At 43.9% G+C, this 13117-nt stretch carries 9 protein-coding genes; 3 read left to right on the forward strand and 6 right to left on the reverse strand.

Annotated elements, in window-relative coordinates; all coding sequences use genetic code 11:
* The first annotated feature begins 6 nt into the window (after window positions 1-6).
* The 3 genes from ABQ275_RS19100 (at window position 7) to ABQ275_RS19110 (ending at window position 4428) form a co-directional block, all read left to right on the forward strand.
* A complete protein-coding gene (locus ABQ275_RS19100) occupies window positions 7-1326 on the forward strand; it encodes a hypothetical protein (protein WP_349314760.1) in 1320 nt (439 codons plus the stop codon).
* Between the two features lie 24 nt (window positions 1327-1350).
* Complete coding sequence (locus ABQ275_RS19105) at window positions 1351-3282, forward strand: beta-L-arabinofuranosidase domain-containing protein (RefSeq protein ID WP_349314761.1); 1932 nt, start codon at window positions 1351-1353, stop codon at window positions 3280-3282.
* A 270-nt stretch (window positions 3283-3552) separates the two neighbouring features.
* Window positions 3553-4428 carry an AraC family transcriptional regulator gene (locus ABQ275_RS19110; RefSeq protein ID WP_349314762.1) on the forward strand — a complete coding sequence of 292 codons (876 nt, stop codon included), beginning with the start codon at window positions 3553-3555 and terminating at the stop codon, window positions 4426-4428.
* A gap of 42 nt (window positions 4429-4470) precedes the next feature.
* Here ABQ275_RS19110 and ABQ275_RS19115 read toward each other — a convergent pair whose 3' ends face one another.
* The 6 genes from ABQ275_RS19115 to ABQ275_RS19140 all read right to left on the reverse strand — a co-directional run bounded on the left by ABQ275_RS19115 (window position 4471) and on the right by ABQ275_RS19140 (window position 13108).
* On the reverse strand, window positions 4471-5214 hold the full coding sequence (locus tag ABQ275_RS19115; RefSeq protein ID WP_349314763.1) for an SDR family NAD(P)-dependent oxidoreductase: 744 nt from the start codon (window positions 5212-5214) through the stop codon (window positions 4471-4473).
* Window positions 5215-5226: 12 nt separating this feature from the next.
* The gene (locus ABQ275_RS19120; protein WP_349314764.1) at window positions 5227-6321 is read right to left on the reverse strand and encodes a membrane dipeptidase; all 1095 of its coding nucleotides are present in this window, start codon (window positions 6319-6321) and stop codon (window positions 5227-5229) included.
* Window positions 6322-6430: 109 nt separating this feature from the next.
* Window positions 6431-7450, reverse strand: coding sequence for a 3-hydroxyacyl-CoA dehydrogenase family protein (locus ABQ275_RS19125; protein WP_349314765.1), 1020 nt, complete (start codon window positions 7448-7450; stop codon window positions 6431-6433).
* Between the two features lie 280 nt (window positions 7451-7730).
* Complete coding sequence (locus ABQ275_RS19130) at window positions 7731-8627, reverse strand: AraC family transcriptional regulator (RefSeq protein WP_349314766.1); 897 nt, start codon at window positions 8625-8627, stop codon at window positions 7731-7733.
* 116 nt (window positions 8628-8743) lie between these two features.
* Window positions 8744-11848, reverse strand: coding sequence for a DUF5107 domain-containing protein (locus ABQ275_RS19135; protein ID WP_349314767.1), 3105 nt, complete (start codon window positions 11846-11848; stop codon window positions 8744-8746).
* A 12-nt stretch (window positions 11849-11860) separates the two neighbouring features.
* Complete coding sequence (locus ABQ275_RS19140; RefSeq protein ID WP_349314768.1) at window positions 11861-13108, reverse strand: hypothetical protein; 1248 nt, start codon at window positions 13106-13108, stop codon at window positions 11861-11863.
* Between the last annotated feature and the right edge of the window lie 9 nt (window positions 13109-13117).

The raw sequence follows: 13117 nt of genomic DNA on the forward strand, positions 1-13117 counted from the left end.
ACGGTAATGAAAAAAATAAATATACAAAGCATCTACGGTACCATGCTACTCAGTACGATGGTGCTGGCGGGATTATTAACTACAGGTTGTAGCAGGTCAGTTACAAGCCAGCAACACAACCCGGCACATACCCGGATAAAAGTTTGGAAGCAACGGGAATTTGTACTGTCCACCTTTCATGCTGTTGGTGGTGATACGACCCTGTACAGGAAGATATTAACCCAAACCAAAGACGCTGGTATCAACCTGGTGGAGCTGAGTTTTTTGAGCACAGATAACCTGTATGCAGCGATGAGAGCTGCCGAAGATGTGGGCGTTAAAGTATTGGCGGAAGATCTTTCGCATATCAGCGGGGTTGGCGATAAGGTTCCTTCGTTTACGGAAGAAACGGTTGCGCAAAACGTCAGTCAAATGAAAAAGTTTACCATGCTGGAAGGCTACTATGCCTGGGATGAACCCTTTGAAAAAGACTTTACCAAACTACGCCAGCTGCGTGATCTGTTGAAGAAACATGATGCCCCACGGCTGGCATTCTCTGTTCTTTTTCCCAGCTATGGCGTGTATACATGGGCGAAAGGCGATTATACCTGGTCTGATAACTCCTACCCGAAGTATGTTGATAATTATCTGAAGACAGTAGACCCTGAAGTGTTGTCCTTTGATTACTATCCTTTCCGTGATAACCATGATTCCACCGGGTTAATCAATAATGACCTGTGGAAAGACTTTGGTTATATCCGGAAAAAAGCATTGGAATATAACAAACCACTTTGGTTCTATTTTCAGGCGGTAAATCTGAAAGCAGAGGAGAAGAGTATCATGGATGTAAACAGGATCAGCGCGCAGATGTATGCAGCCCTGGCTTATGGTGTAAAAGGACTGAGCTATTTTAATACTGCCGGTGCATTGCTGGACGCTGCTGCCAATAAAACACCGATGTATAATGATTTGAAGTCTTTAAACGCGGAGATCAAACGCCTGGGTAATTTCCTGCTGGATAAAAAATCTGAGCAGCTTTACCAGACCGGCGTCATGCAGGAAAACAAGGAATCCTATTTCCTGGATAACATGGAATCATCCGATTTACTGGCATCAGTACCTGATGATCTGGTCATCGGTGTATTTGGAGATACCGGTGCTTCAAAATATATTTTAATAGCCAACAAGCGACACGCAGCTGCAGTGGAAGGCGAAATAAAATTCAGGAAGCGGGTCAATGTCTCCGAAGTGGGTCAACAGCGAGGTACAGCCATTGCAAACAATACGGCTGCTATTCATATAAAGCTTGCTCCCGGAATGGGCGCGCTTTATATCATAAAAAAATAAACATCCCAGAAAAGTGTAATTATTATGTACAGCAAACCTATATCAGTTCTTTATAATAATAAACATAGCAGGAAACTGCTGGCAATTATGCTCCTGGCAAATATCGGCTTCATTACACCGGTCTTTTCACAGTCTGCGGTTAAACCGGCTGTTGATGACAGCCAGCTGCCAGCGCAGTCGGCACAGCTAAACGGATACCTGGGTATGAAACTGGATGCAGCCTATCAAAACCGCATCCTTGCGCAGGATGACAACCGGCTTGTTGCTCCTTTCCGGAACAGAACCGAAGACCATCTGTGGCAAACTGAATTCTGGGGAAAATGGTTCACGTCTGCCGTACAGGCTTACAGTTATCTTCCCGAAAAGCGGCTGGGAACAGTGTTGGACAAAACAGTTCCGTTGTTGTTAAATACCCAAACACCTGATGGCTATATTGGTAACTATGCTGATAAAAATCGGCTGGAGCAATGGGATATCTGGGGACAGAAATACACCCTGCTGGGATTACTGGCCTACTATGATTTAAAACATGATATGCAGACCCTGAAGGCAGCGCGCAGGATGGCCGACTATCTGATCAATGAACTGGCATTGCGCAAAGCATTGATCGTTCAGCAGGGAAATTACTATGGGATGGCCGCTACTTCTATTCTGAAACCTGTAGTCATGCTGTATGCCAGAACAAATGAAAAGAAGTACCTGGATTTTGCAGAAGAAATAGTACGGCAATGGGAATTACCGGTTGGTCCGCAACTGATCACAAAAGCAAATGTAGATGTGGGCAAGCGGTTCCCTTTCCCTGCTTCGGACGAATGGCCTAAACAGGGGCAGAAGGCTTATGAAATGATGTCCTGTTACGATGGCTTGCTGGATTTATACCGGCTTACCGGAAAGGAAACCTATAAAACCGCCGTAGAAAAAACCTGGCAGCATATCCAGGATCATGAAATCAATATCACCGGTTCCGGTTCTGCCTCCGAATGCTGGTATGAAGGCAAGGCCCTGCAGCAATTTGTAACCAAACATGCCAATGAAACCTGTGTAACGGTAACCTGGTTAACGCTAAGCGCCCAATTGCTTCAACTGACCGGAAAAGCGCAATACGCCGATGCTATTGAACGCTCCTATTATAATGCATTACTGGGCGCCACCACTCCCGATGGATCTAACTGGGGCATGTATACGCCGGCAATGGGCATCCGGTCGCTGGGTAGCAACCAATGCGGAATGGGACTCAACTGTTGCGTTGCAAACGGACCGAGAGGCTTGTTTACCATACCACCATTAGCAGTAATGAGCAAAAAAAATGGCCTGGCTGTTAATTTTTTTGCAGATGGTATTTACAAGATTAAAACATCCGACAAAGAAATAGCAACATTAATACAGCAAACCGATTATCCTGTAAGTGGAAAAGTGATCATGCAATTGCAACTACCGGCAGCGAAAGAATTTGCTGTGAGCATCCGGATTCCTGTATGGAGTGCACATACGTCATTAATGGTTAATGGTCAGCCAGTGACGGTTGACAAAGCAGGGGACTATGTTTCCATTACACGGAAATGGACATCAGGTGATAAAGTGGAACTGGTATTAGACATGAGTGGAAGAATAGAAAGGATAGAAGGACAACCTGCGTACCTCGCTATTTTGCGGGGACCACTCGTTCTCGCCAGGGATCTGAGGATGGCCGGTCATGTGGATATTGATGAAACGATTACACCCGTTTTAACAAAAGAGGGTACCGTTCCAATGGATGTCATAAAACAAGGTGTTCAAAGCAATGCCTGGATAGCAGTCACTATCCCCTGCCTGGTAGGTTCCTGGAGATTGGGAGAGGATGCAAAGCCGGTTAACCTGACCTTCTGTAATTTTTCATCAGCAGGCAGTACTTTTTCACCGGACTCCCGGTACAGAATTTGGTTTCCCCAAATGGTGGGAGCAAACTGGGGTGGCTAGATAAAGATCAAACCTGCCGGAGAATATTCATCAGCGAAAGTAAAAGGCTGTCTCATCAGTATGGGACAGCCTTTTACTTTGAAGTTATGCGTTATGAGGCGCTGCATGAAAACTCGCTTTCTATCTATATTTACCTACATTTCTCTTTTAAAATGAGAAAGACATCCCGGAAAAAATTATCTTTATTCTGTCAACCATAGCTTTACGCGGTACAACCAGCAGGATACTTAAATTACAGTACAATCATACATTTAAAAAGCACTTTAAGCTATGAAACTTATTCTTCAACGCTTAATACACGAACCGGGAAAATCGTTCATCGTCTTCCACGAGAAGGAGCCACATTTCACGTCTCCGTGGCATCATCATCCGGAATATGAACTGGTGCTTATTCTGAAGAGTACCGGGAAAAGGATCATTGGGGATCACGAGGGCCGTTTCGAACCTGGCGACCTGGTATTGATTGGCAGCAGGCTACCACATGTGTATACAAATGACGAGGCCATCATCAAAGGAGATATTGCAGGGGGAGCGGAGGCTATTGTAATCCAGTTTCTGCCTGATTTTCTTGGAGGCGATTTCTTTGATGCACCCGAAGTCAGCGCCATATCGGCATTACTAAAAAAATCAGATCACGGATTAAACATCCGGGGAAAAACAAATACATTGATTACAGCAGAGATGAAAAAAATGCCGGGTTTAGATATTCTGGACAGGCTCATCTCATTAATCAATATCCTTAACCTCCTTGCTGAGAGTACTGATTATAATTTACTTTCCCGGCACGACTTCAGCGGGAATAAGGAACATAATACTTCTCACAGGTCAAAAATGGTGACAGAATATATTCAGCATAATTTTAAAAATGACATTCCGATTGAAAGGATATCAAAAGTAGCGGATATGACACCCGCTAATTTTTGCAACTATTTTAAAAGTTATTACAGACAAACATTCGCTGAATATCTTAATAAAATAAGAATAGGTTATGCCGGAAAAATGCTGGAAGATGCAGACAAAACTATTTCGGAGATAGCGTACGAGTGCGGGTTCAACAATTTATCGACCTTTAACAGGTTGTTTAAAAAAATACACGGCGCCAGTCCTACCAGCTACCGTGAATTAATCAGTCAAAAAACATTATAGCAAAACAGCAAAACAGCCAAACGAAACGTCGGGCTGCATTCATTAGTAAGTAGCCCTTCCACCCGATAGATCAAAAGTAAAAGCAGTGGTAAAACTATTCATAGGGGATACAATATAAGCCACCATATTAGCGAGTTCCTCGAGGCTGCCACATCTCCTGGCAGGAATTTTCTCCGTCATATACGTTACCTGATCTTTGGGCATCGCCTCCACCAGTGGTGTGCGGATAACTGCCGGCGCCAATGCATTTACAGTAATGCCCGTTTCCGCATATTCCTTTCCCTGTACTTTCGTCATCCCTATTACCGCGGCCTTTGATGCGGAGTATGCCAGCATCCCTGCATTCCCTTCTTTCCCTGCTATCGAGGCAATATGCAGTATTCTGCCGTAATCCTGCTGTAACATATACGGGATCGCATATTTTGAAGTATAATAGGCACCGTAAAAGTTAACATCAAACACCTTGTTGATATCGGCTGTTTGTGTTTCCGGTGTTTTAATATTCGTTTTTCCGGTAATGCCCGCACTATTGACCAATATATCCACTTGCTGAAATCTTTCTACGATCTTATCCATGGCATTTTTCACCTGCAACTCATTCGTGATGTCAATACAATAAGTTTGCACTTCTGTAGAGAATGAAGCAGCGATATCCTTTAACGCTTCATCATGAATATCTATCAGCGCCAGTTTAACACCGTCTGCTGATAATTTCCGTGCAACTGCCAGACCCAGGCCGGAAGCGGCCCCTGTGATGACGGCTACCTGATCTTTAAATGTTTTCATTTCCCTGTTTGGTTACGACCACGCTGTTCTGAGAAAACGCAGCCAGTTTTTATAAAAAATATTATCAATGTCTTCATTAGAATAACCCCTCCCCTGTAGTAATCCCGTCAGTTTATTCAGATCTGCAATGGTATCAAGGTCCCAGGGCGATTGTTCTTTCCCGTAAGTGCCATCCAGATCACTACCTATCGCCACATGCAAACTGTTGCCTGCTATCTGGCAGATATGATCATAATGATCAATAATCCTTTCCAGGCGAACATCTCTTTGAAACGGATCATCGATACCGCGTTGCCAGTTATCCGTTAACATCCAGGTATCAAAAACACCTCCAATAACGGACTTCCTGTCTACCAGGATTTTTATCTGTTCATCCGTTAATTGTCGCTGATGATTGATAATGGCCCGGCAATTATGATGGCTGGCCCAAACCGGCCCTTTATATATTTCTATCGCTTCCAGGAATCCCTGATCCGTCAGGTGCGTAACATCGAGGATCATCTTCAGTTTATCCATCTCGCTCAGTAATTCCTTTCCCTGGCGGGTAAATCCACCCTGTGCCCCTGTGCCTGCGGCATACCTGCCGGGGCCGTAATGAGCGGGACCACAAGCCCGCAGACCATTTTGCCAGGCTATCTCCAGGTAAGACAAATTTACCAGCGAGTCAGCTCCTTCAAGACTAAGAATGTATCCCACGGGTTTTTCTGCTGCGGGTGAAGTGTCTTCCAGCCATAGGGATAAATGCTGGTCAAGTTGCGTCACATTCGTTATCTGTATCATTTCACCTGCACGCTCCATCGCCTTATACCAGGCCAGCTGGGCCTGTGTGATTGCCCAGGCTATTTCCGGTGAATGCCAGCCTGGCAATGGGTTTCCCGGTTCTACATACCGGGCGATCTGTGTAGCTACCACCAATCCTATTCCTCCTTCCCGCAACTCCGGTAGTGCTACCGTACCTTTTGCCCGATCCAGCTTATCCGTCAAACCCAACTCTCTTTCCCTGATACCTGCAACCGGCATGCGGAGGTCCCTGTTCCATTCTACCGCATTCATCGCCAGATCAAGATGCGCATCAATCATGAAACCAGGGTTACTATTTTTTTTCATCGTTCACTGTTCTAATCATTATTTTTCATCGGAGATTATCACCCTACCCGAAACTTTCAGGTTGTTATCTCTTATAATATTTATTGCTTCACATAGTACGATGGGAAGGTTACAACTCTTCCTCCTTTTTCTTTTCTTCCAGCTTCCGCTGCACCACATCTGCCGGGTATTTCAAAGCGAGCTTCCGGATTTCAAAACCAAATTCTTCAAATGTTTCTCTCCACATAAGCGCCTCTTCAGGCGTGTAATCATAAAACCCTTTAGCATTCGCGATCCCTTTCCCTCCTGATTTTACAATGTCGTCGATCAGCTTAGGAACTTCCATCTCATTATTTAGTGTTGGAAATAATTCCTTCATAACGGTATGGTAAGCAGGCACCCCTGTGAGATCCATCCAGCGGAATACCCCGACCAATGTCATCCAGTACCCCGGATTATTTCTACAGGCGCGGTCAATATCTTCAATCGTTGCAAAGCCGTTCTCCACCAGGTAAAATGCCTCTCTGTACATCGCATACATCAGCCGGTTTGTGATAAATCCCCTGATATCTTTCCGCACGAGTGTGGGTTCTTTATTCCAATTGTGAGATAGCTGATAGAGCCATTCTGCATGGGTGGCGCCACTCAAATCGCCGCAAATGATCTCCAGGAAACGGGTGGTATGGGAAGGTTCTGCCCAATGCAATCCCAGAAATCTTTCAGGCACCCCTGTTTCCCTTTGCAGTATACTGATAGGGATAGCAGAAGTATTGCTTGTGATAACAGTCTGATTACTCACCACGGCCTCAATCTTTGCATACACTGTTTTCTTGATACTGATATCTTCAATCGTACATTCAATGACCAGCGTACAATGACTGATATCTTCATAATTCTCTGTAATATGCAGGCGTTTGAGAAGATCTTCAGGTGTTTTATCCGTTAATCCTTCTTCAAAAGATTTCTTCAAATGCTCCCGGATGCGGGGACAGGCGGTCAGCATATCACCGGGAATAGGGGCCACTGCTATCACAGGGTGGCCGGCCATCAACAAACATGTTGTAATGCTACATCCCATAAGCCCCAGCCCTACTACCGCTACAGCTATATCTGCCGGATTAACCAAAGGCTCCTTTATACTATCGGTCATTATCGTCTTAACTTTAAAAAATGAGAAAAGCATTCATTCCGTGGAACGGGCGCCACTACTAAATTCAGGATTGGATTTATTGGGTGAATAATTCCCTTTTGTGTCATGCTAACTAAATATTTTATTCATGCATCTTTAACAAGGACACAAAAATATTACCTTAAAAGGGTGTTTTTTGATACTATATTCAGGTACTTACGTAATATATCATGGGTTAAAATGGTGGGGAGGGGGGTAAAATATAAATCCGGGTACAGGTGATGAGACACCCTACCCGGATTTACTTTTTTCGTGTTTTTTGCAACTTTACAGATAAGGAGCGCCTGTATTCTGCGGGGTTGATATCTTTTACTTTCCTGAATTGCCGGTTGAAATTGGAAATGTTATTGAACCCGCTCTCCATAGCAATATCAGCGATATTCTTCTCCGTACTTCCTAATAATTTACAGGCATATCCTATTCTTATATTATTCAGGTATTCAACGAAAGTCTGACCATAATAATTCTTGAAGAAAGTACAAAAATAAGTAGTGGTCATATTAGCTACATCGGCAATGGTAGCTAATGGAATTTCTTCCGAAAAATTCTTCATGATATACTCCGTTATATGCCGGTAGCGTTCTGTAGAGCTATTCTCGAAATTATGCATGAATCCGGGACTGGCCAGCAGCTCATATTCTGTGCTTTTGGATAGTATGGCAAAAATCGACAGCAGACCGATAACCCGGTTCATTCCTTTCGTTTGATGCATTTCCATCATTTGCGCCGCCACCTTATCCCTGGTTTCACCGGTGATATAAACGCCCTGCTGGGCCTTTTCCAACACTTTTTTGAATCGCTTGAATTCAGGCAAATGCAGAAATTTACGGCCCAGCAAATCAGGAAGGAATTGCACTACCATCGCCTCTGCTTCTAACCCGGTTTCAACTTCCTCATCAGTATCAGTAGTGGTATTATCATAAACGTGTGGCAAACCACTGCCTATGAATACCAGGTCACCTTCCATAAAATCTCCTATATGATCGCCAATGATCCTTTTACCGGTACTTTTCAGAATAAGTACCAGTTCATATTCCGGATGATAATGCCAGGGACAGGAAAAAAAAGGTTCCTTTTCGTGGTATACAATAAACGATTCATCCGAATCCTGCATTAGTCGCTGAAGGATTAGCTTCATATCAATAGGCCGGTTTATAAAATGACAATGGGCAAACGCTGCCTCAATAAATATAATTATTAGTCATCAAACCATGAAACGCTATCCTGCCACCTTGCCCAAAGCGGATAAATCACTTACTTCATGTGCTGAATTTCATACAACTGTTCCAACACCCTGGTAGTGGTACTCTGCTCAATCAGGTTGAAGTTGGCTTTCTCCTCCTCAAATAATGATTGGTAAACCCCTGCAAGTGCGGGTGTGTTTTTACTTTCGTTTGAAATAAAATAGCGTGCCTGATCATGTTTATTGAGCCTGTCATATGCCAAAGCAGTTAATAAATGATTGGCCATAGACAAAGCTCCCCAGACAGGAGGCCTCGGTGTATAATCGATTATTTTTGAAAGCATTTGGCCGGCTTCCTTGTTTTTCGCCATATTCAGGTAACAAAGATAGCTCATCCACTGCTCGAGGCGGTAATCCGTTTCATTTTCATACAGTGCGCCTATCCCAAATTTCTGCGGATACTTCATCGCCAGGCTAATATATTTGAGGGCCGGTGTAAATTTCCCTGCTTTCATCTGTTCAACAGCGAGCATCAACTGTATTTCCCGGTAAGTATCATACACTTCTGTACTTCCTTCTGCCGGAAGAAGATCAATCTTTCCTAACAGCTCATTGGCCATGCTGAACGCGCCATTTTTAAGATATAGTTTTGAGAGATAAAACCCTGCCGCCGGATCTTTTGGATGCTGCTGGTAATATTGTTGCGTTAATGACAGCGCATCACTGAGCTGCGATTTTTCCACATAATAATTTGCCAGGAGTGCATGGTATCTCCAGCTTTTATCAATTTCCAACGCCTTTTTCAGGTCTGCCGGTCTGCTTTCCGGGTTTTCACTCATGGTAGCCCGGAAGGCATAAAACGGAGCGAGATCGGGCTCCTGTCCACATTTCCGGAGCAGTTCCCTGGCTTCCTGCAGCCTGTTTCTATTGGCATAAATAAGCGCCAGGTGATATTTTAATTGCCAGTTATTGCAGGATGTAAGCAACTGTTCCATCACGCCGCCTGTTTCTGATCTAAAAGGTAATGAAGTCATGTCCATTTTTGTGAAATCAACCGGCTTCTTTTGTAAATAACTCAGCCAATAAACCGCCTCTACAGACGGGAGCGCCATGTTGAACAATTGTTCAGCTTCCGCCACGCATCCGGCGCCATAATAGAATACACCGAGCTCATTATATTCTTCGTGTGATACCTCACCTGTTATCAAACCGGTAAACTGCTTTTTACTGTCTGCTGTTCCCCCCGATATATATTTCTCAAAGTTTACAAAATGACTCAATCCATCGAAGTTTGAAATAGTAGCCAGCACTTCATTTGCCTTTGCAGCATCTTTCTTTAAACGGTATGCGATGGCTGCATATTTGAGCGCAGTAATATTGTACCTGTTGTAATCCGTTGCCTTTACAGCATATTCGGCAGCCCGTTCCGGCATATGATCGTGCAGGTAAATAGCGGCTAATTCCGTATAAGCAGCACTGCGGTATTCAGCTGTAAGTGCAGCCAGTTCGAAGCCGTCTTTCGCATCCGTAAAATTTTTAAGCTGCTTATTTATAACACCATAAAAATAATTAGCCGCGCCGGAATGTGCATCAATACTTAACGCTTTTCTGGCATAATCCAACGACTCACTGTATCTCATGTTGCGATACATGAGCTCCGATGAAGTGACTAATGCAGGGAGATAATTAGGGTCCAGTTTCAGGGAGCTGGCGAGCTTCTCTGCTGCTTCGGTGAATTTCTTTTGATCCATGAAACTTTTTCCAAGCAGGTACTGTCCATACTGGCTGCTCCAGTTGAAGTCTGACGGAGCTTTGAGCGGACGCGCCAGGTTACCGGCAGCGGTATCGAATGAATGTATCAGTTTATTCTCACCCAATACTGCCTTCAAGGAGGCTGTGGGTAAGCCTACTTTTACAGAGTCTTTGAACACCTGCATAGGCGCCAGCGTTACCTTCTTGCGGTAAATGGTTTCCCCGTTATCTTTCAACTCCAGGTAGTCATCCATATGTTGTACTGCTGAGAAGTAGATCTTGAGCCAGCCTTTTTCATATTTAAAATTCAATGCCCCGTATTCGTTAGCTTCCTGGGCGCCTGCTGTCTGTAAAATCGGATACCAGTATTCTGTCCATGTATCTGTACCGTAGGGTGTAAACGCAGTATGTTTAAACGGTGAATAAACACTCGCAACGGCATTCTGATTAAAGTGCCGGCCTGATTGTAATTCCCAATACTGGCCATCTTTGTCGGTGAGCAGCGGCTCCCAGATCATCCCCTGGTCTGACAATCCCCATATCCACAGTTTTTTTCCTGCTTTCCCGTCACGTGCGCCATATCGTATCATACCGAATTTATAATCATGCCAGTAAGCTCCCCAATAATCTGCATATTTTCCAGCTACGTGATATGATTTAGGTCCTCCAAAATCATTATTCTCATAAAAGTTTATGTGCTTTTTATTGGTTTTGTTAACCGGCCAGTCTCCTATTAATCCATCGTGCTCTATGTAAGCTGAACCAGGGTATAAGAATTCCACATTGCCTTTGGTTGCCATTCCTGCATTCAGCCAATGATAATAAGGTTGCTCAATGGAGGTGCTGTTATGCCAACCGGTTTTAGTGGTGAAATAGGCTTTGTCTTTGGGCAGGTTGATTTCTGTTCTCCAGGTGGTGCGTGTCAGCAGGTCTAAAGTTCCTATGATGCAACCGATACTTCCGTCATCATGTTTCTTAATGGTGTAGTCTATTGCCGTAGCAACGTTTGCCGTATGTCCGATAATCCCGAAATTGGATTCAATGCCGCCACTGGTATACGGTCCCCGTATTCCAAGATTGCGGAATTTTATCACCTGGTTATTATAAATAAATGGGCGGTTGGTGGATTTTTCTATGGCAGTCCATATTTTCCCACCAACCTCCGGGAGTATAATTACTTTTATGTATTGGTTTTCTATCTCTATCACTTTCCATTCTTTCTGTTCCGGAATGTTAGTGTATCCGTCGAAGAAAGTATATGGATATATGTTGCCCTGCGGATTGGGAATGGGATTAGGATCGGAGAAAGGGTAAGTGGTAAATACTTTTTTATATTCTTTTACCATTACATCCATTTCCTGTCCATAAACCACTGTGGAAAACAAAATGGTAAAACAAAGAGAAATTATGCTGCGCGTCTTCATGATCATTCCTTTTTACTTAAAAATAGCATCGGCCGAAGGCATTGGCTTGTTGTTGTATATCTGAAAACTTCCCAGGTCCCAGTTATAGACGTAAAGCGCCGACCAATTGTACTTATCTTTTGTTCTTTCCATACCGGTAATAAAAGCTTTAAATTGCTCCGCCCGTTTCCAATCATTTTCTATACCGTAGGTCTTTGTTTCATACCCAAATTCAGTAATAAAAACCGGCAGGTTGGTCACCTTTTTTATCCTGGGCATCCACCGGTCAAAATACTGGGTTACATCATTGATCATGGCCGTGGTATCCGCCTTGCCGGCATTGTCTTCCACAAACGCACAATCATCATAAGGGTACAAGTGCAAACAAACGGCGTCTACATCCTTCAAATAATTTTCGCTACCAGCTGGTTGATCTTTAAAGGTGCCTTGCATAATATTAAGTGCTACATCCGCATCCATGACCGAGGCGCCCACACTTTTCATCCAGCCCTTATAGTTCAGATTGCCGGCACTCAATCCGCCAACAATTACTTTTGGCCCATCTTTACCGAATATCCGGGAAGCCAGTTCTTTTGTTTTCTTTGCAGCATAGCCGGCTTTTCTGGCAAAATGTTTCACAGAATCGGGCAATGTGTTCCAGGTATAGCTATTGTCGAAGATTTTGCCTTCTCCATTCGGATAGCGCGGAAAATCACCATTAAAATCAATCCAGTTAAGTTCGTTGCCTAATTCAAGTACATCGATCACACAACCTGCCTCTTGCCAATAGGTCAGGAGGTTAGTCATAAAAGTGTCGAAGCGTACTTCATCCATCTGCGATACAGGGTAACCATCCCAGAACATGCGTTCTTCACCGGGTTGTAACCGGTTCACCAACTGCGTTCCGGGAGGATAGATATCGACTATTCCTCCCAGCATAATACAAACCAACGGCTTGATACCTATTTTATTAGAATAAAGAATATGATCACGCACGGCTTCTTTATACTGATCTCCCTGCAACGTAAAACGGACATATTCACAACCTGCGGATTTGATCGAATTCAACAACCGGGTCTGAGCAGCCGGACCACCTTCCACCCAATACAAATCTGTTCTGTTAATGCCAACATTAAAACTATGTTTTGACTGCGGACTAACAGAATCTACTGCCTGACTGCCGCCCGGATCTGTACCATCTGTTTTGCAACTGCTTACAGCACTGCTCATCACCAAAAATGTAGCGAATAAAAGAACTGCTTTCGTGATATTTAGTATCATGTTTGATCA

The organism is Chitinophaga sp. MM2321, assembly GCF_964033635.1.
GTDB lineage: Bacteria > Bacteroidota > Bacteroidia > Chitinophagales > Chitinophagaceae > Chitinophaga.

Coding starts and splice junctions, on each gene's coding strand:
- ABQ275_RS19140 (WP_349314768.1), bottom strand. CDS start 13,108: ATGATACTAAATATCACGAAAGCAGTTCTTTTATTCGCTACATTTTTG.
- ABQ275_RS19110 (WP_349314762.1), top strand. CDS start 3,553: ATGAAACTTATTCTTCAACGCTTAATACACGAACCGGGAAAATCGTTC.
- ABQ275_RS19135 (WP_349314767.1), bottom strand. CDS start 11,848: ATGAAGACGCGCAGCATAATTTCTCTTTGTTTTACCATTTTGTTTTCC.
- ABQ275_RS19120 (WP_349314764.1), bottom strand. CDS start 6,321: ATGAAAAAAAATAGTAACCCTGGTTTCATGATTGATGCGCATCTTGAT.
- ABQ275_RS19100 (WP_349314760.1), top strand. CDS start 7: ATGAAAAAAATAAATATACAAAGCATCTACGGTACCATGCTACTCAGT.
- ABQ275_RS19130 (WP_349314766.1), bottom strand. CDS start 8,627: ATGAAGCTAATCCTTCAGCGACTAATGCAGGATTCGGATGAATCGTTT.
- ABQ275_RS19115 (WP_349314763.1), bottom strand. CDS start 5,214: ATGAAAACATTTAAAGATCAGGTAGCCGTCATCACAGGGGCCGCTTCC.
- ABQ275_RS19105 (WP_349314761.1), top strand. CDS start 1,351: ATGTACAGCAAACCTATATCAGTTCTTTATAATAATAAACATAGCAGG.
- ABQ275_RS19125 (WP_349314765.1), bottom strand. CDS start 7,450: ATGACCGATAGTATAAAGGAGCCTTTGGTTAATCCGGCAGATATAGCT.